General features: G+C 70.8%; 12 protein-coding genes. 8 read left to right on the top strand and 4 right to left on the bottom strand.

What is annotated here, in order from left to right:
• The first annotated feature begins 213 nt into the window (after positions 1-213).
• The 7 genes from SHK19_RS09705 (at position 214) to SHK19_RS09735 (ending at position 15,911) form a co-directional block, all read left to right on the top strand.
• On the top strand, positions 214-2,802 hold the full coding sequence (locus SHK19_RS09705) for a DNA translocase FtsK (protein WP_322938526.1): 2,589 nt from the start codon (positions 214-216) through the stop codon (positions 2,800-2,802).
• Position 2,803: 1 nt separating this feature from the next.
• Positions 2,804-4,552 carry a helix-turn-helix domain-containing protein gene (locus SHK19_RS09710; RefSeq protein ID WP_322457201.1) on the top strand — a complete coding sequence of 583 codons (1,749 nt, stop codon included), beginning with the start codon at positions 2,804-2,806 and terminating at the stop codon, positions 4,550-4,552.
• A 207-nt stretch (positions 4,553-4,759) separates the two neighbouring features.
• Entirely contained in the window at positions 4,760-6,139 is a 1,380-nt protein-coding gene (gene rimO / locus SHK19_RS09715) for a 30S ribosomal protein S12 methylthiotransferase RimO (RefSeq protein ID WP_322938684.1), read from the top strand.
• On the top strand, positions 6,136-6,789 hold the full coding sequence (pgsA, locus tag SHK19_RS09720; protein WP_322938527.1) for a CDP-diacylglycerol--glycerol-3-phosphate 3-phosphatidyltransferase: 654 nt from the start codon (positions 6,136-6,138) through the stop codon (positions 6,787-6,789). Before rimO ends, pgsA begins: the two co-directional genes overlap by 4 nt.
• Before the next feature lie 221 nt (positions 6,790-7,010).
• Positions 7,011-14,972 (top strand): ExeM/NucH family extracellular endonuclease, encoded by a 7,962-nt coding sequence (locus SHK19_RS09725; protein WP_322938528.1) that lies wholly within the window; start codon positions 7,011-7,013, stop codon positions 14,970-14,972.
• A 75-nt stretch (positions 14,973-15,047) separates the two neighbouring features.
• Positions 15,048-15,539, top strand: coding sequence for a CinA family protein (locus SHK19_RS09730; protein ID WP_322457198.1), 492 nt, complete (start codon positions 15,048-15,050; stop codon positions 15,537-15,539).
• Positions 15,540-15,602: 63 nt separating this feature from the next.
• Positions 15,603-15,911 (top strand): helix-turn-helix domain-containing protein, encoded by a 309-nt coding sequence (locus SHK19_RS09735; protein WP_438862049.1) that lies wholly within the window; start codon positions 15,603-15,605, stop codon positions 15,909-15,911.
• 127 nt (positions 15,912-16,038) lie between these two features.
• Here SHK19_RS09735 and htpX read toward each other — a convergent pair whose 3' ends face one another.
• From htpX to SHK19_RS09750, 3 genes are read right to left on the bottom strand one after another with little or no spacing between them, the layout of a single operon-like run.
• Positions 16,039-16,926, bottom strand: coding sequence for a zinc metalloprotease HtpX (gene htpX / locus SHK19_RS09740; protein ID WP_322457196.1), 888 nt, complete (start codon positions 16,924-16,926; stop codon positions 16,039-16,041).
• A 43-nt stretch (positions 16,927-16,969) separates the two neighbouring features.
• Positions 16,970-17,764 carry an Fpg/Nei family DNA glycosylase gene (locus tag SHK19_RS09745; RefSeq protein WP_322457195.1) on the bottom strand — a complete coding sequence of 265 codons (795 nt, stop codon included), beginning with the start codon at positions 17,762-17,764 and terminating at the stop codon, positions 16,970-16,972.
• Between the two features lie 15 nt (positions 17,765-17,779).
• Complete coding sequence (locus tag SHK19_RS09750) at positions 17,780-22,321, bottom strand: ATP-dependent helicase (protein ID WP_322938529.1); 4,542 nt, start codon at positions 22,319-22,321, stop codon at positions 17,780-17,782.
• 71 nt (positions 22,322-22,392) lie between these two features.
• Between SHK19_RS09750 and SHK19_RS09755 the strand changes: the two genes are divergently transcribed.
• Positions 22,393-22,806: a VOC family protein gene (locus SHK19_RS09755; protein WP_322938530.1), complete on the top strand. Its 414-nt coding sequence runs from the start codon at positions 22,393-22,395 to the stop codon at positions 22,804-22,806.
• Between the two features lie 9 nt (positions 22,807-22,815).
• Here the strand turns inward: SHK19_RS09755 and SHK19_RS09760 are convergent, their stop codons facing one another.
• Positions 22,816-23,148 (bottom strand): TfoX/Sxy family protein, encoded by a 333-nt coding sequence (locus SHK19_RS09760; RefSeq protein ID WP_322457189.1) that lies wholly within the window; start codon positions 23,146-23,148, stop codon positions 22,816-22,818.
• Positions 23,149-23,159: the final 11 nt, after the last annotated feature.

Here is a 23,159-nt window from a genome sequence, read left to right on the forward strand (position 1 = left end):
ACGAATTTCCTGAAGCCGCACCCGAGAGTGGCGCGCCATCCGGCACCCTAAGAGCACGGCACGCTTTGGTCCACCCCCCAATTCGTCGGCGTGTCGTCTGGCCGTTGCCTTGCGCTCAGGATCATGGGCCCGCGTGAATCAAGGGGTGTTTGGGACGCCGACACGCTCCCGTGATGCATGGGGCGGATGTGACGAATGAGTAGGGTCATCAGCATGGCGACCCGTACGTCTTCCCCGACGCGGTCGCGCAGCCGGAGCACGTCCAAGAGCCGCGGTAGCGGTAGCAGCAAAAGGGCCAGCACCAGCTCGCGATCGCGGAGTACAGCCAAGAAGCGACCGACCTCGAAGAAGCGGAGCACCGCGAACCGACGGCCGGCGCCCCGTGCTGTCCGCAACGGAACCGGTCCGGTGGCGCACGCGTTCAGCGCGCTGGCCCGCGCGATCGCCGCGATCTGGCTGGGCATCGCGCACGGTGTGGGCGCTGTGGTGCGGGGGATCGTCGGGGGCGCCAAGGACATCGAGCCCGAGCAGCGCCGCGACGGGATCGGCCTGCTCCTCTGCGGACTTGCCCTCGTGGTCGCGGCCGGGGTCTGGTTCGAGGTGCCGGGCGGTGTCATGGACTTCGTGCGCACCGTCGTCGCGGGCACCGTCGGCAAGGTGGGATGGCTGGTGCCGTTCCTGGTGCTGCTGGCCGCCTGGCGGGTCATGCGCGATCCGGTCTCCAACGGGCCGGTCGGCCGCCAGGTGATCGGTTGGGCGGCGTTCGGCTTCGGCCTGCTCGGCATCGTGCACATCGCCAACGGCAGCCCGCAGCCGGTCAGCGGCGACACCACGCCGCTGCGCGACGGCGGCGGCGCCGTCGGGTACGTCGTGTCGGCGCTGCTGCTCGACCTGCTCCGCTCGTCGGCGGTCGTCGTGCCGCTGCTCGTGCTGCTCGCGTTCTTCGGCCTCCTGGTCATCACCGCCACCCCGCTCTACCGCGTGCCGGACCGGCTCCGCGAGATGGGCGACTCGCTCCTCGGCCGGCGCCCGACCGCCGACGGCGGCAGTGAGCCGACGCAGCCGATCCGGGTCAAGCGCGGATCCGACGACACGATCGACCCGCTCATGGGCGACCAGGCCTACGACACGCCGCTGCTCGCCGAGCCCACCAAGAAGCGACGGGGTCGCAAGGCCGCGGCCGCCGTCGAGGAGTCGATGGAGCTCCGCGAGCCGATCGACGTCTCCCTCACCGACCCGGCCGCGCCGGCGCCCGGCCAGGACGAGACCGGCGAGCTCGAGCCGCCGCCGCACACGCCGCTGCCCCAGCGGGTCGAGCAGCTCGCCCTGTCCGGCGACATCGCCTACACCCTGCCGAACGGCGACGCGCTCAAGCCCGGATCCCCGCACCGTGCCCGGTCGAAGGCCAGCGACGCCGTCGTCGAGCGGCTGACCCAGGTGCTCGACGAGTTCGGCATCGATGCCCAGGTCACCGGCTACACGCGGGGCCCGACCGTCACCCGCTACGAGATCGAGCTCGGCACCGGCGTGAAGGTCGAGAAGATCATGGGCGTCGCGCGCAACATCTCCTACGCGGTCGGCTCGGAGGACGTCCGGATCCTCAGCCCGATCCCCGGCAAGTCGGCCGTGGGTGTCGAGATCCCGAACACCGACAAGGAGATCGTGTCGCTCGGTGACGTGCTGCGGTCCAACGTCGCGCGCACCGACCACCACCCGATGGTCGCGGGGCTCGGCAAGGACGTCGAGGGCGGCTTCGTCGTCGCCAACATGGCGAAGATGCCCCACCTGCTGGTGGCCGGTGCGACCGGCTCCGGCAAGTCGAGCTTCATCAACGCGCTGATCACCTCGGTCCTGATGCGCGCGACGCCCGACGAGGTGCGGATGATCATGGTCGACCCCAAGCGGGTCGAGCTCAACAACTACGAGGGCGTCCCGCACCTGATCACGCCGATCATCACCAACCCGAAGAAGGCCGCCGAGGCACTGGCGTGGGTCTGCCGCGAGATGGACATGCGGTACGACGACCTGGCCAACTTCGGTTTCCGCCACATCGACGACTTCAACAAGGCGGTCCGCGCGGGCAAGGTCACGGTGCCGGCGGGGAGCGAGCGGGTGCTGACGCCGTACCCCTACCTGCTGGTGATCGTGGACGAGCTCGCCGACCTGATGATGGTCGCGCCGCGCGACGTGGAGGACTCGGTCGTCCGCATCACCCAGCTCGCGCGGGCCGCCGGCATCCACCTGGTGCTCGCCACCCAGCGTCCGTCGGTGGACGTCGTGACCGGCCTGATCAAGGCCAACGTGCCGTCGCGGCTCGCGTTCGCGACCTCCTCGCTCGCCGACAGCCGGGTCATCCTCGACCAGCCGGGCGCCGAGAAGCTGGTCGGCCAGGGTGACGGCCTCTTCCTGCCGATGGGTGCGTCGAAGCCGGTGCGGGTTCAGGGCAGCTGGGTGACCGAGGCGGAGATCCACCAGGTCGTCCGCCACTGCAAGGCCCAGCTCGAGCCGACCTACCGCGAGGACGTCACCGCGCCGCAGAGCAGCAGCAAGGTCCTCGACGACGACATCGGCGACGACATGGACCTGGTCGTCCAGGCGATCGAGCTCGTCGTGTCGACCCAGTTCGGCTCGACGTCGATGCTGCAGCGCAAGCTCCGCGTCGGCTTCGCCAAGGCCGGCCGGCTGATGGACATCCTCGAGAGCCGTGGTGTGGTCGGGCCCAGCGAGGGCTCGAAGGCGCGCGACGTGCTGGTGAAACCCGATGAGCTCGACTCCGTGATCGCGACCATCCAGGGGGAGTGACATGACCGACCAGACGCATGCGGAGACGGAGACGGCGGAGGCGGCCGGCCAGGTGGAGGTGCGCCGCAACGTCGTCCTCTCCGGGATCGTCGGCGCCGTTGCCGCCGTACTCACCATTGCGTTCGCGTTCCGCGCCTTCGGCGACGGGAGCGCGCTCGACTGGGCTCTGTTCGCCGTCCTCGGTGTGATCACCGTGCTGCACGTGGCCGCAGTGGCCGACGCCCGGGCACCGCTGCTCGTCGCGGACCGGCTCGGCGTCCGGCTGCGCCAGGGCGCGGACTGGCAGGGCATCGCCTGGGACGACATCGAGTGCATGGAGCACCTGCCGCGCCGGCTGCCGCTGCACGACGGGCACCTGCTGGTCGTGGGGGAGAGCGGCCAGCAGCTGATCGTGCCGCTGACCCTCGCGACCCGGGTCGTCGGCGTCGACGCGAGCACGATCAGCGACGAGCTGGCTGTCCTCGCCGACGGGCGCGCCGACGTGGTCGAGGTGGTGCCGGGCATCGAGGAGGACGTCGCCGACGATGTCGACCTCGATGACGCCACCGGTGCCGATGACGCGGTGAGCACGGCGGAGCCCGCCGTCGAGCAGAGCGAGATCGGCCCGCTCGCGGAGGACACGGCGAGGCTCGAGCGCCGTGGGATCGCGGCCGAGGTCGAGAAGCGCTTCCGCGACCCGCTGGCGCCGCCGTCCGGCGCCGCCGACGTCGACGAAGCCGACACCGGTGACTCCGACGACGACACCGTCGACTCGATCGACCCCGTCGTCGCCGACGCGTCGACCGACGAGATGGACGCGGTCCGGGACGACGACCCGACGCCGCCGCCCCCGGGACGCCCCGTGGCCTCGGCCGCGCGGGTGGAGGTGCAGCACACCGGCTCCGTGCAGGGATCCCGCGCCGACCACACCGGGCGGTCCCACCCGACCATCGGCGCCAACGCACTCCTCGCCGACCCGGCCGTCGGCGCGGGGGCAGAGCCGGACTCGGCCCAGCACAACCTGACCGTCGTCCTCGACGACCTCGCTGTGCACCCCGCGCCCGACCCGATCATCGGTCCGCAGCTCGAGGCCGCCCGCGAGCGGCTCCGGCTGACCGTCGACCAGCTCTCCGAGCGCACCCGGATCCGCCCGCACGTGATCGAGGCGATCGAGGTCGACGACTTCGGCCCGTGCGGCGGCGACTTCTACGCCCGCGGCCACCTGCGCACCCTGGCGCGGGTGCTGGGGATCGACGCCGGCCCGCTCGTGGCGTCGTACGACGAGACCTATGCCGACGCCCCCGTCGACCCGCGCCGGGTCTTCGAGTCCGAGCTGGCCACCGGCGTCGGGGGGTCGATCCGCGGCACCCGAGGCGGCCGGAACTGGTCGGTGCTGCTCGCCGCGGTGATGGCGGCGGTCCTGATCTGGTCGATCGCCCGGCTGGTGATGGACGGCCCGGTGGCGCTCGACGACGCCGCGCCGCTGCGGCAGACCGGCAGCGGTGGCATCGGCGGCGGCGCCAAGGCCGAGGCGGTACCGGTCACGCTGACTGCGACCGCCGGCGGCGCCCGGGTCATCGTGCGCGACGGCTCCGGGGAGACCGTCTTCAAGGGCCCGCTCGCGTTCGGACAGACGTCCGAGCTCGAGGTCGTCCCCCCGGTCCGCATCTGGACCTCAGACGGCTCGGTCACCGCCGGCGTCGACTGCAAGGACCCCCAGCCCCTCGGCGAGACCGGCTCCGAAGCGTCGAAGTCCCTCCCCGCCTGCTGACCGCGAATCGGGGGAGTTCGCCCGCCGAGTCGGGGAAGTTCCCCCGCCGAATCGGGGAAGTTCGCCTGGCGAAGCCGGCCGGTTCGCCGGGTGATTCCACCCGATTCGCGGGGGATTTCTCCCGATTCGCGGCCGCCGCCATACTTGCGGGTAGTCATGACCACCACTGAGACGCCTGCGCCCGCCGGTACCGAGGCCCCCTCGAACCTGTCGGTGGCACTGCTGACCCTCGGGTGTGCGCGCAACGACGTGGACTCCGAGGAGCTGGCGGGGAGGCTGGCCGCGGACGGGTTCGCGCTGGTGGACGACCCGGAGGACGCCGACACGGTCGTGGTCAACACCTGCGGGTTCGTCGACGCGGCCAAGAAGGACTCGATCGACACCCTGCTCGCTGCTGCCGATCTGAAGGACGCGGCGGGCGGGTCCCGCGTCAAGGCCGTGGTCGCGGTGGGCTGCCTCGCGGAGAGGTACGGCGCCGAGCTCGCCGACTCGCTCCCGGAGGCCGACGCGGTGCTCGGGTTCGACGACTACACCGACATCGCCGGTCGGCTGCGCGCGATCGTGGCCGGCGAGCGGCCGCACGCGCACACCCCGCAGGACCGCCGCAAGCTGCTCCCGATCAGCCCCGCCGAGCGTCCGGTAGCGGTGGTCTCGACCCGCACCCGGCTCGACTCCGGCCCGATGGCCGCACTCAAGCTGGCCAGCGGCTGCGACCGCCGGTGCACGTTCTGCGCGATCCCGATGTTCCGCGGCTCGTTCGTGAGCCGCCGGCCCTCCGACGTGCTGGCCGAGGCGGTCTGGCTCGCCGAGCAGGGCGCCCGCGAGCTGTTCCTGGTCTCGGAGAACTCCACGTCCTACGGCAAGGACCTCGGCGACATCCGGCTGCTCGAGACCCTGCTTCCCGAGCTGGCCGCGGTCGACGGGATCGACCGGGTGCGGGTGTCCTACCTGCAGCCCGCCGAGACCCGGCCGGGCCTGATCGAGGCGATCGCGACCACGCCCGGCGTGGCGCCGTACTTCGACCTGTCGTTCCAGCACGCCAGCAACGCGGTGCTGCGCAGGATGCGACGGTTCGGCGACCCGGAGAGCTTCCTCGGCCTGCTCGAGCAGGTCCGCGCCCTCGCGCCGGACGCCGGCGTCCGCTCCAACGTGATCGTCGGCTTCCCCGGCGAGACCGAGCGCGACCTCGAGATCCTCTGCGACTTCCTGACCGCGGCCCGCCTCGACGTCACCGGGGTGTTCGGCTACTCCGACGAGGACGGCACCGAGGCCGAGACGTTCGACGACAAGCACGACGAGGACGAGATCCGCGCCCGGCTCGCCCACGTGACCGACCTGGTGACCGCGCTCAACGGCGACCGCGCCGAGGAACGGATCGGCACCACCGTCGAGGTGCTCGTCGAGGACCTCGACACCGACCGTCCGGACCACGTGGAGGGCCGAGCCGCTCACCAGGGACCGGAGGTCGACGGCAGCACGCTGGTGCGCGGCTGCCCGGACGCCGGGGTCGGCGACCTGGTGCGCGCCGTGGTGGTCGAGAGCGACGGGGTCGACCTGGTCGCAGAAGCGACAGGAGAGAAGCGATGAGCAGCACCGACGGCGGTACGACGACGCCCGCTCCGGCGCCGAGCAACTGGAACCTGCCCAACGCGCTCACCACGCTCCGGATCCTGTCCGTCCCGTTCTACGGCTGGGCGCTGCTCGTCGACGGCGGCGACTCGGTCACCTGGCGCACGGTCGCCTGGGGGATCTTCGTCCTGGCGATGGTCACCGACAAGATCGACGGCGACATCGCGCGCAAGCGCAACCTGATCACCAACTTCGGCAAGATCGCCGACCCGATCGCCGACAAGGCGATCACCGGCATGGCGTTCGTCGGGCTGGCGATCATCATGGACACCTGGTGGATGTGGACGATCACGATCGTCGTACTGGTCCGGGAGTGGGCGGTGACGCTGCTGCGGCTCTCCGTCCTCAAGTCCGTCGTCATCGCCGCCGCCGAGATCGGCAAGTGGAAGACGATGGCGCAGGCGCTCGCACTGGGGTTCCTCACCCTGCCGCTGCTCGAGGTGGACGGCTGGCTGGACGTGCCGGGCGAGATCACCTACGTCGCCGCGCTGGTCCTCCTCGGCATCGCCTTCGTGCTGACGCTGGTGTCGGGGTACCAGTTCTTCCGTGACGTCTGGAAGCAGCGCCACACGATCCGATCCAAGGCGGTCCCGGCCGACGCCGGCTGACCCGAAAGTAAAATCTTTCCAAGCCGGTCTAGACAATTCACGCTGAAACTGACGTTTCGCTGAGAAATCTTTGCCTCACGTTTCGCCGAACATTGCGCATTCGTCGGAGATCCGCCTTAGGGTCCGTGTGACTTCCCCCACCACCTGACTCTTGCGACGCCAAGCAAACCGCCCGCGGATCAGGCCTCCTTGTTGTGCTCGTACCCGCGGAAAGTGCGTCCATGTCTTCACGCCCCAAGGTCCTGGTCGGTCTGCTCGGTCTCGGCCTGACCGTCGCAACGTTCTCTCTCGCCGCCCCGGCCGCCCCGGCCCAGGCCGCAAGCCCTGGCCTGATCATCAACGAGGTGTACGGCGGTGGCGGCTCAACCTCGGCGGCTGCGGCCTACAAGGCCGACTTCGTCGAGCTCTACAACCCGACCGGCGGCGCCCTGCCGCTGAACGGCCTGAGCCTGCAGTACCGCAGCGGCACGTTTAGCGGCACGGGCACCGTCAGCGTCCTCCCTCTTCCCGACGAGAGTGTCCCGGCAGGCAGCACCTATCTCGTCCAGGTGAGCAGCCCGCTCTGCTCGGGCAACCCGTGCGGGGGCGCCGACGTTCCGTCGCCCGACTTCTCGGGCACCACCCTGAACATGGCCGCGGGTAGCGGCCAGGTCATCCTCGCCCAGGGGACCACCGGCATCACGACCGTCGGCACCTCGATGCACAACGCAACGAACGTCGTGGACTTCGTCGGCTACGGCACGGCGACGTCCTCCGAGACCGCACCGACCGGGACCGCGCTGGTCAACACTCAGTCCACTCAGCGCAACGACTTCGTCGACAACGACAACAACTCCACCGACTACTCGGCTCCTGCGACTCCCTCACCGACCCCGGCCGAGTCCGAGCCGGCAGCGCTCGCCGCGACGAGCGAGCCCAACGCCGACGCGACCGTCAACGTGCCGATGAGCCCGGTCGTGCTCGAGGCCACCGGCGGCACGCCGCCGTACAGCTGGACCACAGCGAGCACCCTGCCGGCCGGCGTGACCCTGTCCACCGCCGGCGAGCTCAGTGGCACGCCGACCGAGACGGGCGCCTTCCCGATCACCGCGACCGTTACCGACGACGCCGCCGAGACCGACGACGTCACCTTCACGCTCACCGTGAACGAGCCGCTCGACATCACTCCGATCCACGAGGTCCAGGGAGAAGGCGCCGCCTCGCCGGAGGTCGGCAACGAGGTTGCGGTCGAAGGTGTCATCACCGCGCTCTACCTGACCGGCGGCCAGAACGGGATGTACATCCAGACGGCCGGCACTGGCGGCGCGACCGACGCGACTCCGAACGCCTCGGACGGCATCTTCGTCTACGGCGGCCCCACGCTCGCCAACCTCCCCGGAGGCCTCGCCATCGGCGACTCCGTCCAGGTCACCGGAACGGTCAGCGAGTTCAACGGCAGCACCCAGATCTCCCCCGCGAGCGCGTCCGACGTCGTCGAGCTCGGCGCCCCGTTGGCGCCGGTCACCGGTCTCGAGATCGCCTACCCGACGACCGAGGAGACCCGCGAGGCCCAGGAGGGCATGCTGCTCGCGCCGACGGACACCTTCACCGTCACCAACAACTTCAACACCAACAACTTCGGCGAGGTGGGCCTCGCCACGGGCGACGTCCCGCTCAAGCAGCCGACCGAGTTCGTGGCGCCCGGCGACACCGCCGGCATCAACGCGATCGTCGCCGAGAACACCGAGCGCGCCGTCATTCTCGACGACGCAGCCACCACCAACTACCTGCAGAACCAGACCACCAAGGCGATCCCGCTGCCCTGGCTGACGGGGACCGCTTCCCCGCCGCGAGTGGGCGCAGAGGCGACCCTGGTCTCGCCGGTGATCCTGGCGAAGGCGTTCAACGCGTGGCGGTTCCAGCCCACCTCGCAGGTCACCGACGACGGCAGCGATGTCGCCACCTTCGAGGACACCCGTGCGCAGAACCTGACCCCGGCGGACGTGGGCGGCGACATCGAGATCGCGACCTTCAACGTCCTCAACTTCTTCAACACCACTGGTGAGGCGTACGAGGACGCCGGTCCGCTCCAGGACCCGCCGCTCGACACGTTCTGCACGTTCTTCAGGGATCGGCAGAGCAACCCGATCGGCAACGACTCATGCGGGGTTCGCAACCTCGACAACCCGGACACGCCGGCGAACGAGGCGAACAGCAACAACGGCAGCGGCCCGCGTGGTGCGGCCACCGTCGCGAGCCTGACGCGTCAGGAGCAGAAGCTCGTCCACACCATCAACACCCTCGACGCCAGCGTCGTCGCGCTCGAGGAGATGGAGAACTCCATCAAGCTCCCGGGCGAGACCAACCGCGACGAGGCGCTGGCCTACCTGACGTTCCTGCTCAACGACGCCGCCGGCAGCGCCAAGTGGAAGTACGTCAAGAGCCCGAGCGAGGCCACCAACGCCGGTGCCGTCGCTGAGCAGGACGTGATCCGCAACGCGTTCATCTACCAGCCCGCGATCGTCACTCCGGTCGGCCAGTCGGACATCCTGTTCGGCACCACCCAGTTCGCCAACGCCCGCGAGCCGCTGGCCCAGGCGTTCAAGGCCGCCGGCGCTCCCAACAGCGACGCCTTCGCCGTCATCGTCAACCACTTCAAGTCGAAGGGCGACAACGCATCCCCGGCGCCGCCGGCCTCCGGCGACAACGCCAACAGCCCCCTCGTCGGCGCCTTCAACGGCGACCGAGTGCGGCAGGCCGACCGCTTGGTGGAGTTCGCCGACGACTTCGCCGCGGCCCGCGACATCGAGGCCGTGTTCTTGGCCGGCGACTTCAACTCCTACACGGAGGAAGCGCCGATCCATGCCCTCGAGGACGGTGGCTTCGAGCTCGTCGAGTCGACCGACGACCCGACGGAGGAGAGCTACTCCTTCAGCGGCCTCTCCGGCTCGCTCGACCACGTGCTCGGCAACGCCGCCGCGATCGACATGGTGACCGACGCCGACATCTGGCAGATCAACGCCAACGAGTCGGTGGCGTACCAGTACAGCCGCTACAACTACAACGCGACGATCTTCTTCAACCCGAACGACCCGTTCGCGACCTCGGACCACAACCCCGAGATCGTCGGGCTCGACCTGCCGGACTTCACGCCGGCTACGCCGAAGAAGATCCAGGTCCTCAGCACCAACGACTTCCACGGCCGGCTGCTGCCGGACGCCGGCAACGCCGCCGGTGCGGCGCCGTTCGCCACGGCCGTCGAGGAGCTGCGGGCGCAAGCACCGGCGGGCAATACGATCTTCGCCGCTGCCGGCGACCTGATCGGTGCCTCGACGTTCGAGTCGTTCGTCCAGGACGACAAGCCGACCATCGACGCCCTCAACGAGATGGGCCTCGAGGTCTCCTCTGTGGGCAACCACGAGTTCGACCAGGGTTACGACGACCTCGTGAACCGCGTGATGGCGCCGGAGACGGCGGAGAACCCCCTCGGCGGCGCCGAGTGGGACTACATCGCGACCAACATCGACGAGCCCGCGGGCGAGGACAACCTCGCCGAGAGCTGGGTCAAGACCGTCGACGGCGTCGACATCGGCTTCGTCGGGGCGGTGACCGAGGACCTCCCGGCCCTGGTCAACCCCGCGGGCATGACCGACGTCGACGTGCTGCCGATCGTCCAGGCCGTCAACGACGAGGCAGCCGCCCTCAAGACGGCGGGCATGGACATCATCGTGCTGCTGGTCCACGAGGGTTCTCCCTCGACCGACTGCATGTCGTCGAACTTCACCGACCCCGCAACCGTGTTCGGCAACATCGCCCAGAACACCTCGCCCGACGTCGACGCGATCGTGTCCGGACACACGCACCTCGCCTACGACTGCCGCTACACGGTGGACGAGTGGGTGACGGAGTCGCGTGAGGTGACGCGTCGTCCGGTGGTCTCCGCCGGTCAGTACGGCACCAACCTCAACCAGCTGGTGTTCAACTTCGACACCACCTCCGGTGAGCTGCTCGAGATCGAGCAGGACCTCGTCGGCACCGCCGGCGTCGGCTACCAGGCCGACCCCGAGGTGCAGGCGATCGTCGACGCCGCGGTGGTCTTCGCCAACGACATCGGCAACGACGTGCTGGGCCAGATGGATGGCCCGTTCAACCGCGCCGTCTACCAGCCGGCCTCCGGCACGACCGAGAACCGTGGCGGCGAGTCGACGCTGGGCAACCTGGTCGCCGAGGTGCAGCGGTGGGCGACCCAGTTGCCGGACCAGCAGGTCGAGGCCGACATCGCGTTCATGAACCCGGGTGGTCTTCGCGCCGACATGGCGGGCGTTGCCAACGGTGGGGTGCGTGACCTGACCTACCGCCAGGCCGCCAACGTCCAGCCGTTCGCCAACACGTTGGTCAACATGGACCTGACCGGTGCTCAGATCGAGACCGTCCTCGAGCAGCAGTGGCAGCGCACGGCGACCGGCAGCGTGCCGTCGCGGCCGTTCCTGCGGCTCGGTGTGTCCGAGGGCTTCACCTACACCTACGTGGAGACCCCCGAGACGGTGACCGCGCCGAACTCGGCCCCGGTCCTCACCCGCAAGGGCGAGGTCACGGGCATGTGGCTCAACGGTGTGGCGATCGACCCGGCAGCGACGTACTCGGTAACGGTGAACTCGTTCCTCGGCACCGGCGGCGACAACTTCTTCGAGCTCGCCAACGGCGCCAACAAGGTGGACACCGGCAAGGTGGACCTCGCGGCGATGGTCGAGTACATGGATCAGTTCACCCCGGAGGCACCGCTCGAGGTCGACTACAGCCAGCGGGCCGTCGAGGTCGAGTTCCCGGCCGCCGCGCCGTCGGTCTACGGAGAGGGCGACACCGTCGAGTTCGACGTCGCGTCGTGGACCATGTCCAACGGCAGCGACGTCAAGGACACCAACCTGCAGGTCAAGCTGGGCGACACCGTGCTCGGCACGGAACCCCTCGACAACGCGATCGGGATCCGGCCCTACGACGACTACGGCACCGCCTCGGTGAGCGTCACGCTCCCCAACGAGCTGGCCGACGGGACCACCGAGCTGACCCTGGTGGGCGAGCAGACCGGCACCGAGGTGCCGGTGCTGATCGAGACCCAGGACGGCATCATCGACATCCAGATCCTGGGTACGAATGACTTCCATGGTCGTTTGGTGCGGGACGAGACGGTTGCGGGTCTGCATTGTGATGAGTCGCAGGCCACGCCTCCGGCCGGCAACGTGCTGTGTCCGGCTGCTGTGTTGTCGAGCGCCGTTAAGCAGCTGCGTGGTGAGAACCCGAACACGGTGTTCGCTGCGGCTGGTGACTTGATCGGTGCGACGACGTTCGAGTCGTTCGTGCAGGATGACGAGCCGACGATCGAGGCGTTGAACGAGGCTGGTCTTGAGGTCTCGGCTGCTGGTAACCACGAGTTCGACCAGGGTTATGAGGACCTGGTGGGTCGGGTGGACGATCTGGCGGACTGGGAGTACATCGCTGCGAACGTCGAGGAGCCGGCGGGTCGTGACGACCTGGCGGAGACCTGGACCAAGACCATCGACGGTGTCGATGTCGGGTTCGTGGGCGCGGTGACCGAGGACCTGCCTGCGCTGGTGTCGCCGGATGGCATCGAGGGTGTCACGGTGACTGACATCGTGGACGCGACGAACGCGGCGGCGGCCGATCTGAAGACCGCTGGTGCGGACATGGTCGTGCTGCTGGTGCACGAGGGTTCGCCGAGCACGTCGTGTGCGTCGCCGAACTTCACCGACGAGAGCACGGTGTGGGGCAACATCACCCAGAACACCTCGGCGGACGTGGACGCGATCATCTCGGGTCACACGCACCTGGCCTACAACTGCTCCTTCCCGGTGCAGGAGTGGGTCGACGAGGACCGTGCTGTGACCGAGCGGCCGGTGGTGTCGTCTGGTCAGTACGGGCAGAACCTGAACCAGCTGGTGTTCACCGTGGACGCGGCGACCGGTGAGGTTGCGGCGAAGACGCAGTCGATCCTGGCGTTGACCGAGGCGAACTACCCCGAGGACCCGGCTGTGGTCCAGATCGTGGAGGACGCGATCGACTTCGCGTTCCCGATCGGGCAGCAGGTGCTGGGTGAGATCGAGGCGCCGTTCAACCGGGCCAAGCTCGCCAACGGCACCACGGAGAACCGTGGTGGGGAGTCCACCTTGGGCAACTTGGTGGCCGAGGTGCAGCGCGAGCAGACGCCGGCCGACCAGGGTGGTGCGCAGATCGCGTTCATGAACCCCGGTGGCCTGCGGGCCGACATGGTCGGGACCCTGAACGGCGACGTCCGTGAGCTGACCTACCGGCAGGCGGCCAATGTGCAGCCGTTCGCCAACGGTCTGACCAACATGGACATGACCGGCGCCCAGATCGAGACCGCGTTGGAGCAGCAGTGGCAGCGCACGGCGGACGGGCCTTCGGGCACGGTCCCGTCGCGGCCGTTCCTGCGGCTGGGTGTCTCGGAGGGCTTCACCTACACCTATGTCGAGACTCCGGTCACGGTCAACGGGACGCCGACGTTCGAGGGCGAGATCACCGGGATGTGGCTCGACGGGGTCGCGATCGACCCGGCGACGTCGTACTCGGTGACGGTGAACTCGTTCCTGGCATCCGGTGGTGACAACTTCCGAGCCTTCGCTGCTGGTACGGGCAAGGCCCAATGGGGTGTCACCGACCTGCAGGCGATGGTGACCTACATGGATGAGAACACCGGTGTCGATCCGCTGCCGGTGGACTACAGCCAGCGCGCGGTCGAGGTGGAGAACGTGGCCGCCAGCTACACCGCTGGTGAGAACGTGGAGTTCGATGTCGCCTCGTGGACCATGTCCGCCCCCGGCGACGTGAAGGACACCGAGATCCAGGTCAAGCTCGGCGACGAGGTGCTCGGCACCGCGACGCTGGACAACACCATCGGCACCGACGTCTTCGACCGGTACGGCACCACCCACGTCAACGTCGAGCTCCCGGACGGCACGCCGGCCGGCCCGGCGACGTTGACCCTGGTCGGCGCGAACACCGGGACCGAGATCCTGGTCCCGATCACGATCGACAAGGCGACGCCGACGGTGACCGGGACGGACGTGTCGGTCGAGTACGGCCAGGACACGACCATGCCGGTGACGGTCGAGGCTGACGGTGTCGTGCCGACAGGCACGGTCGAGCTCACGGTGGGCGACCTCGTGGTGGGGTCGGGGATCCTGGTCGACGGCGCCGTTGACGTGCCGATCTCCGTGCAGGTGCCGGTCGGCGTCCACACGGTGACGATCAGCTACTCCGGTGACGGGTCGGTCGAGGCGGCTCAGGGTGAGGCCACGCTGACGGTCACCAAGGCGACGCCGACGGTGACCGGGACGGACGTGTCGGTCGACTACGGCCAGGGCACGACGATGCCGGTGACGGTCGAGGCCGAGGGTGTGGTGCCTTCGGGCACGGTCGACCTCAAGGTCGGCGACCTCGTCGTGGGATCGGGAACGCTGGTCGACGGCGCGGCCGACGTGGCCATCGCCGCCAACCAGGTGTCGGTCGGCGTGCACACGGTGACAGTCGTCTACTCCGGTGACGCTTCGGTTGCGACGGCTCAGGGCACGGCCACGCTGACGGTCACGAAGGCGACGCCGACGGTGACCGGCACACGGACCGTGGTGGAGTACGGCCGGGCCACGACCATGGCCGTCGAGGTGGGCGCCACGGGTGTGGTCCCGACCGGGCAGGTCGTACTCAAGGTCGGCGACGTCCGGCTCGGCAGCGGAACGCTGACTGACGGTGCCGCGGATGCGACGATCGGCGCCAGGAAGTTGATCCCCGGCACCTACGTGGTGACGATCCGGTACGACGGCGACGAGTTCGTCGAGGCGGCGACCGGCACTGCCACGCTGGTGGTCAAGAAGGCGACGCCGACGGTGGTGGCGCCGAACACCTCGATGACCTTCGGCCAGACCGGCACCATGACGGTCAAGGTCAAGGCGACCGGAGTGGTCCCGTCCGGGACGGTCCGGGTGTTCAGTGCCGAAGGTAAGGCTCTGAGCGCGGCGACCGCTCTGGTCAACGGTCAGGCCGTGGTGACACTGACGGCGAGGAAGCTGCCGGCCTCGAGCACGCCGCACACGGTGACGGTCAAGTACTCGGGCGACGAGTTCGTCAAGCCCGGTACGGACACCGCATCGCTGAGGGTGAAGAACCCCTAGCAGGCACCAGCACGACGGGGGCCGGTCCGCACCACAACGGGCCGGCCCTTGCCGTGCCCACTAGCATCCGGATGCATGACCGACCCCGATCCCGTCGTCGACCGGCTCATCGACGCCGGCGCGACTGTCGCGACCGCCGAATCGATCACTGCGGGCCGGCTCGGCGCCCGGCTGACGGACGGCGCCGGCGCGTCGTCCGCCTACCTCGGCGGGGTCATCACCTACGCCACGGAGGTCAAGATCTCCGTGCTCGGTGTGCCCGAGGCCCTGGTCGACGACCACGGGGTCATCTCTGCGGAGTGCGCTCGCGCCATGGCCGAGAGCGTCCGGACCATGATGGGTTCGACGTACGGCGTCAGCACCACCGGTGTCGCGGGACCCGACACCCAGGAGGACCAGCCTGTCGGCACCGTCTTCGTGGCGGTCGCGGGGGCGGACGGTACTGACGTCCGCCGGCTCGCCCTCGACGGTGATCGGATGGAGATCCAGAAGCAGACGGTCGCCGAGGCGATGTCGGCGCTGACTGCGGTGGTGGACGCCGAGGAGCGGTCTGCGGCCGGTCGCTGACTGGAACATCGGGGGCTCGGGTAGCGTTGGGCCCAGAGATCGGCTCAGGAGATGCGGAAGGAGATCGGCATGGCGCTGTTTCGTCGGATGCTCGGTGATGTGCTGCGCGAGCGCCGCTCCGAGCTCGGCCTGACCCTTCGTGAGGTCTCCGGCGTCGCCCGGGTGAGCCTCGGCTACATCTCCGAGATCGAGCGCGGTCAGAAGGAAGCCTCGTCCGAGCTGCTGGCGTCGCTGTGCGACGCGCTCGAGGTGCCGCTGTCGCAGGTGCTGCGCAACGTCGCCGACGCCGTCGCCGTCGAGGAGCACGCGGTCGCCCCCACGCCGATCGGGTCGCTGCCGCAGCCCGACCAGGTCGTGGCCTCCGCCGCGTGACCTAGCGGCTACTCGAGACGCCGTGACGTGCCCGCCGACGTTGGGGACGGTCGGCGGTCGGGTGCGGGCGTCTCGATACGCCCTCGCCTAGCGGCTCGGGCTACTCGACGAGCGACGTCGCGAGCGATCAGCGCAGCTGCTGGCGCGCCGCGGCCTCGAGCCGGGCGATCCGGTCCGCCATGGGCGGGTGGGTCGCGAAGAGGCGCGAGACGTCCTGGGCGCGGAACGGGTTCGCGATCATCAGGTGGCTGGCGTTCTGCAGCTGGGGGGTCGGCGGCAGCGGCGCGTGCTGCGTCCCGAGCTCGAGCTTGCGCAACGCGGACGCGAGCGCGAGCGGGTCGCCCGTGAGCCGGGCGCCGTCCTCGTCGGCGTCGTACTCCCGCGTCCGGCTGATCGCGAGCTGGATCACCATCGCCGCGAACGGTGCGAGCAGCGCCATCGCGATCATCGCGAGCGGGTTGGGCCGGTCCTCGTCGCTGCCGCCGCCGAAGATCGACGTGAACGCCAGGAACTGGCCGACCGCGCTGATCACGCCGGCGACCGCGGCCGCGACCGACGAGGTGAGGATGTCGCGGTTGTAGACGTGCATCAGCTCGTGGCCGAGGACGCCGCGCAGCTCGCGCTCGTCGAGCAGCCCGAGGATGCCCTCAGTGACGGCCACCGCGGCATGCTCCGGGTTGCGCCCGGTGGCGAACGCGTTCGGAGCATTGGTCGGCGATACGTAGAGCCGCGGCATCGGCTTGCCGGCCGCGGTCGAGAGCTCGCGCACGATCCGGTACAGGTCCGGCTGCTGCTGCTCGGTCACGGGATAGGCGTGCATCGCCCGGATGGCGAGCTTGTCGGAGTTCCAGTAGCCGTAGGCCGTGGTCCCGACGCCGATCAGGGCGAAGACCCAGATGAAGATGGCGTTTCCGGTCGCCGCCGAGATGACGCCGCCGACGGCCAGGAGCAGGCCGATGATGGCCGCGAACAGGGCGGCCGTTTTCAGTCCGTTGAAGTGGTTGTGCACGTCCATTTCAACGTGCCTGCAAGGGGTGCTGTTCCCCGTGCGGGCGGGGTCACAGCGAACTCTCAGGCTGACACGAGGGGCACCAGTACGTCGTCCGCCGCTTCGTCTCGGGACCGACCTCGCCCACCTGGATCGGGGTGCCGCAGCGCAGGCACGACTGGCGCTGTCGGCGGAAGACCCACACCGCGCCCTTCCGCTCGCCCGCTGTGGTGGGCCGGCCGTAGTAGACGCCGTTGCGGAGCAGCTGACGGGCGCGCTGGAGCAGCCGTGCCGGGTCGCGGACGGCGCTGACCGGGCCGAGCGGGTGGGCGCCCTGGAGGAAGCAGACCTCGGCGAGGTAGATGGTGCCGATGCCGGCGACGACGGTCTGGTCGAGCAGCGCCTCGCCGAGTGGGCGTTCGGGGTCGGCAAGGAGCCGGCGGAGCGCCTCCTGCTCGTCGAAGTCCTTGGCCATCAGGTCGGGACCGAGGTGGCCGATGATGCTGTCCTCGTCCGCGGTCGCGACCAGCTCCACCACGCCGAGGGCGAAGCCCACCGCGTCCCTGTCCCCGGTCTTGAGCACGACCCGCGCCTCGTGCGCGGGCCGCGGCCACCGGCGTCCGGCGTCCACCACTCGCCAGACGCCCTCCATCTTCAGGTGGGTGTGCAGGGTCAGCGAGCGGCCGTCGTGCTCGAGGCGGGTGAGCAGGTGCTTGCCGTGAGTGCCGGTGCCGTGGACGGTGGCCCCGCCCAGGTCGACGGTCGCCAGCGACGGCCAGCGGAAGTCGGTCGCGGTGAGGATCTGCCCGGCGAGCCCGCGGTCGAGCCGACGCGCGGTCAGGAAGACGGCGTCACCCTCGGGCATGTCGGGCCGTCGTCCTCAGCCGCGGATCCGCAACCCACGCGGAGTCGCCACGAAACCCGCGGCGTCGAGTGCCGCCCGGAGCGCGCTCGGCCCGGAACCGAGCAGGGGAGCGCCGTCGGCCTTCTCGACCGTGAGCCGGCCGAGAGTGCCGCGCCGTACCGCCGTGGACAGGGCCTCCGCGGCCGGTCCGAGCAGTTCGGGATCGTCGCTCCACGTGAGCAGGGTGCGTCCGCCCCGCTCGACGTAGAGCGCCAGCGCGCCGTCGACGAGTACGACGAGGGCCCCCGCCTTGCGGCCCGGCCGGTGCCCGGTCTCGGAGTCGGTGGCCGTCGGCCAGGGGAGCGCGGCGCCGTAGGGGTTGGCCGGGTCGGTGGCCGCGAGTGCGATGGCGACCGGCTTGTCGTGCTCGGAGCGAGTGGAGAAGGTGCGGAGCCGGTCGATGGCGCCGGCGGTGCCGAACTGCGCGGCGCCGAGGCCCTCCACGAAGTAGCCCCGCCGGCAGCGGCCGGACTCCTCGAAGGCCGACAGCACGCGGTAGACCGCGGAGAACCCACCCGGGACCCGCTCGCTGACAACCGCGCCGCGGGTGACGACGCCGTGACGGTCGAGCAGCCGCTCCGCCGTCGCGTGAGCGCGCCGGGTCGGGTCGGTGTCGATGGCGGGGAGCAGCGCCCAGCGGCCCGCGGTCTCGGGCGGACCGGACCGGGCGACCCGGCCGGGTCGCGGGGCGCCCTGCCGGGTGCGGTGCGCCGGGCGGCCGGACCGGGTGAGCGAGCGGAGCGGGGCGAGAGTGTCGTTGCTGATCCGACCGGACCACACCAGCTCCCAGAGGGCGGTGCTGAGTGCAGAGTCGTCGAGGCTGCCGATCGAGTCGCTGAGCTGCCGGAAGAACCAGGCGCCGCCCGGCGCCAGCGCGGTCAGGACCTGACGCTGCAGCTCGTCGTCGACCTCGTGCAGCGGGTCGGGCAGGGTGAGGGGTGCCTGGTCGGCGAGGTGGAGCGACACCCAGCCGTCGCTGCCGGGCAGTGCCCCGTGCCCGGCCCAGACGACCTCGCCGGTGGCCGTGAGCTCGTCGAGATAGGCGGGCTCGTAGTCGCGGACCCGGGATGCCAGCACGAGTGGCTCGAGGGCGGAGGCGGGCACCGGCGCGCCGGCCAGCTGTTCGACGGCACGGAGCACGCCGTCGGTGCCGCGCAGGCCGCGTCCCCCGGGTGCTACCTGTTGCCACGCGGCCGAGAACCGGGCGAGCGCGACCGGCTCGACCGGCTCGATCTCCTGGCGCAGCTTGGCCAGGGACCGCCGCCGGAGCCGGCGGAGCACCTCGGCGTCGCACCACTCGTCCCCGAAGCCGGTCGGCCGGAACTCCCCGGTCAGCACCCGGCCCTGGGCCTCCAACCGGCGGAGCGTGTGCCGGACCACCGCCGCGCCGAGCCCGAGACGCTCCGCGACCTGCTGGTCGGTGAACGGACCGTGCGTGCGGGCGTAGCGGGCCACCAGGTCGGCGAGCGGGTCCTCGACCGGCTCGGTGAAGGTGGCCGGGGTGCCCGGCGGGACCGGGACGCCCAGCCCGTCCCGCAGGCGGGCGACGTCCTCGACAAGCGCCCACGCGTCGCCGTACGGCATCCGGACCTGGACCACCCGCCGGGTCGTCGCCAGGTCGGCCAGCCAGTCGTCGACCGGGGCGTCCGGGACCGCCCGGGCGACGGCCTCGTCGGTCGTCAGCGGGCCGAGCAGGCGCAGCAGGTCGGCCATCCCCTCGGCGTCACGTGCGCGCCGGTCGGGGGCGACCCGCTGCAGCTCGGCCTCGACCTCGGCGAGCACGTCGGGGTCGAGCAGCTCGCGCAGCTCGGCCCGGCCGAGGAGCTCGGCGAGCAGTCCCTGGTCGAGGGTGAGCGCGGCGGCGCGGCGCTCGGCGATGGGGGAGTCGCCCTCGTAGACGAACTGGGCGACGTAGCCGAACAGCAGCGTCCGGGCGTACGGCGACGGCGCGCTGGTCTCGATGTCGGTGACCGTGACCTCCCGCCGCTGAACGCGGGTCAGCAGCGCGGTCAGGCTCGGCAGGTCGTAGACGTCGTTGAGCACCTCGCGCACGGTCTCGAGCACGATCGGGAACGACGGGTAGCGAGCGGCGACCTCGAGCAGCGCAGCGGCCCGCTGCCGCTGCTGCCACAGCGGGCTGCGGCGGCCGGGGTCGCGGCGTGGCAGCAGCAGGGCGCGGCCGGCGCACTCGCGGAAGCGGCTGGCGAACAGTGCTGACCCGCCGACCTCGCGGGTGACGATCTCGTCGATCTCGTCGGGCTCGAAGACCACCAGGTCGGCACCCGGCGGCTCGGCGTCGGTGTCGGGGATGCGGATCACGATGCCGTCGTCGGACGCGATCGCCTGGCTGCCCTGGCCGGCCAGTCCGTAGCGCTCCCGGAGGCGGGCGTTGATCGCCAGCGCCCACGGTGCGTGGACGGCGGTGCCGTAGGGGGAGTGGAGGACCAGCCGCCAGTCGCCGAGCTCGTCGCGGAACCGCTCGACGAGCAGCGTGGTGTCGCTCGGGACCAGCCGGGTGGCGTCGACCTGCTCGCGGACGTAGCCGACCAGGTTGGCGGCGGCGTTGTCGTCGAGCCCGTCTGCGATGACGCGGGCCCGGGCCTGGTCGTCGGGCAGCGCGGCGAGCTCACGGGTGAAGGCACCGACCGCGGCGCCCAGCTCGGCGGGCCGGCCGAGCGTGTCGCCCTTCCAGAACGGCAGCCGGCCCGGGACGCCCGGCGCGGGCGAGACGAGCACCCGGTCGTGGGTGATGTCCTCGATCCGCCAGCTGGTGGCGCCGAGCGCGAACACGTCGCCGACCCGGCTCTCGTAGACCATCTCCTCGTCGAGCTCGCCGACCCGCCGCCCGGTGCCCTCACCGACCAGGAAGACGCCGTAGAGGCCGCGGTCGGGGATGGTGCCGCCGCTGGTGACGGCCAGTCGCTGCGCGCCCGGGCGGCCAGCGATCCGGCCGGTGACCCGGTCCCAGGTGATCCGCGGCCGGAGCTCGGCGAACTCGTCGCTGGGATAGCGGCCTGCCAGCAGGTCGAGGACCGCGTCGTAGGCGGACCGCGGGAGGTGGGAGTACGACGCCGCGCGGCGCACCGTGTCGAAGAGCTCGTCGACGTCCCACTCGTCGAGCGCGGTCGCGGCCACCACCTGCTGGGCGAGCACGTCGAGCGGGTTGGCGGGGATGCGGAGCGCCTCGATGCCACCGATCCGCATCCGGGCGACCGAGACCGCGGCCGGGGCGAGGTCGCCGCGGTGCTGGGGGAAGAACACGCCCTTCGACGTCTCGCCCACCTGGTGGCCGGCTCTGCCGACGCGCTGCAGCGCGCTGGCGACGCTCGGCGGGGAGGCGATCTGGAGCACCTGGTCGACCGCTCCCATGTCGATGCCGAGCTCGAGGCTGCTGGTGGCGACGACCGCGGGCAGGCGGCCGGCCTTGAGGTCGTCCTCGATCTGCGCGCGCTGCTCCTTCGATACCGAGCCGTGGTGGGCCTTGGCGAGGAGCGGTGCCGCGCCTGCGGAGGCGCCGGATTGCGCCATGACCTGCGCCGGGGGCGTCACCCCGTCGGAGCTCTCGCCGGTGGCGATCTCGTTGAGGCGGGCGGTCAGCCGCTCGGCGGTGCGGCGCGAGTTGGTGAAGACGATGGTCGCGCGGTGCTCGCCGATCAGCTCCGCCACCCGCTCCTCGACGTGGGGCCAGATGCTCGACCGGCGGCGGTCGACCGAGTCGCCGAGGTCGTCGTAGGTCTCCACCTCGGGCTTGCCCACGTCTGGCTCGGTCATGTCCTCGACCGGCACCACGACCTGGAGGTCCCACGACTTGTGGGCCGGCGGAGCGACGATCTCGACCGGAGCGTGGCCGCCGAGGAACCGGGCGACCTCGTCGGTGGGGCGCACCGTCGCGGACAGCCCGATGCGCTGGGCCGGGGTGGCCAGGAGCGCGTCGAGACGCTCGAGGGTGAGGGCGAGGTGGGCGCCGCGCTTGGTGCCGGCGACCGCGTGCACCTCATCGACGATGACCGTCTCGACACCCTGGAGCGACTCGCGGGCCCGGCTGGTCAGCATGAGGAACAGCGACTCGGGCGTGGTGATGAGCACGTCGGGTGGCCGGGTGGTGAGGGTACGGCGCTCGTTGGCCGGTGTGTCGCCCGAGCGGATGCCGACCCGGACGTCGGGCAGCCCGCTCGTGCCGGGCGAGAGCCGCTCGGCGGTCTGCCGGATCCCGGCCAGCGGCGCCCGCAGGTTGCGCTCGACGTCGACGGCCAGCGCCTTGAGCGGCGAGACGTAGAGCACCCGGGTGCGCTTCGTCTTGTCCTCGGGCGTCGGCGTCGTCAGCAGCGTGTCGATCGACGCGAGGAACGCGCTGAGGGTCTTGCCGGACCCGGTCGGAGCCACGACCAGCGTGTGGTGACCGCTCGCGATCGACGCCCACGCGCCCTCCTGCGCCGGCGTCGGCTCCGCGAACGCGGCCCGGAACCAGGTCCGGGTCGGCTCGCTGAACCGGCTCAGCGCGTCGGGGGTCTCAGGCACCCGTCCATCCTCCCGCACGCCACCGACAGGAGACCCCCTCACTGTCGGCCCAGTCTGCGACGGTGGAGGGCATGGCGGACTTTCCGAAGATCATGCACACCGCGATCGACACCACGGACTGCCGTGGACTCGCGGAGTTCTACCGGCAGTTCCTCGGCGCCCACTACCGGCCCGGCGACGAGCCGCCGACCGACGGCACACCGGACGATGCCGACTGGCTGGTGCTCGTCGACGACGACGGTCGCCGGCTGCTGGCCTTCCAGCAGGTCGACCGGCTCGAGCGCACGACCTGGCCCGAGCACGACGTACCCATGCAGATGCACCTGGACCTCTCGGTGCCGAGCAGCGAGGAGTTGGAGCGGCATCGCGGCCGGGCGGAGGCGCTGGGCGCCACCCTCGTGCTCGACAGGTCGGACGACGAGGACGAGCCGCTCTACGTCCTCGCCGACCCGTCGGGACACCCGTTCTGCATCTGCGTCATCTGACGCAGCGGGTTATTTCGCCGGGAGCGAGCCGGCGTACGACGCCCCGCGCTGCACCCACTCCTCGAGCGCGTCGTCGCTCGCGAGGTCGTCGGAATCGACGCGCAGCCAGCCGGACATCTCGCGGCCGCGCATCTCCATCGGCCGGGCCGCGGTGGTCGCGAGCAGGTGGTCGCCCTCCGCCGGATCGACCCGGACCAGCAGGCCGCCCTGGCCGCTCGCCGCCACTGCCATGTTGCCGCCGACCATGAACCCCAGGCCGCCGAACATCTTCTTCTCGGTGAGCAGGGGAGCGCCGTCGAGAAGTGCTCGGACCCGGTCGGCGAGAGCCTCGTCGTACGCCATGCGCGCAGCGT

Origin of the sequence: Nocardioides bizhenqiangii (assembly GCF_034661235.1) — a bacterium.
In the GTDB taxonomy this organism is placed as follows: Bacteria; Actinomycetota; Actinomycetes; order Propionibacteriales; family Nocardioidaceae; genus Nocardioides; species Nocardioides bizhenqiangii.

Bases quoted from the DNA above. Each gene is read 5' to 3' on its own strand.
- SHK19_RS09705 (WP_322938526.1), top strand. From the start codon at position 214: ATGGCGACCCGTACGTCTTCCCCGACGCGGTCGCGCAGCCGGAGCACG.
- SHK19_RS09710 (WP_322457201.1), top strand. From the start codon at position 2,804: ATGACCGACCAGACGCATGCGGAGACGGAGACGGCGGAGGCGGCCGGC.
- pgsA (WP_322938527.1), top strand. From the start codon at position 6,136: ATGAGCAGCACCGACGGCGGTACGACGACGCCCGCTCCGGCGCCGAGC.
- SHK19_RS09725 (WP_322938528.1), top strand. From the start codon at position 7,011: ATGTCTTCACGCCCCAAGGTCCTGGTCGGTCTGCTCGGTCTCGGCCTG.
- SHK19_RS09730 (WP_322457198.1), top strand. From the start codon at position 15,048: ATGACCGACCCCGATCCCGTCGTCGACCGGCTCATCGACGCCGGCGCG.
- htpX (WP_322457196.1), bottom strand. From the start codon at position 16,926: ATGGACGTGCACAACCACTTCAACGGACTGAAAACGGCCGCCCTGTTC.
- SHK19_RS09745 (WP_322457195.1), bottom strand. From the start codon at position 17,764: ATGCCCGAGGGTGACGCCGTCTTCCTGACCGCGCGTCGGCTCGACCGC.
- SHK19_RS09755 (WP_322938530.1), top strand. From the start codon at position 22,393: ATGGCGGACTTTCCGAAGATCATGCACACCGCGATCGACACCACGGAC.
- SHK19_RS09760 (WP_322457189.1), bottom strand. From the start codon at position 23,148: ATGGCGTACGACGAGGCTCTCGCCGACCGGGTCCGAGCACTTCTCGAC.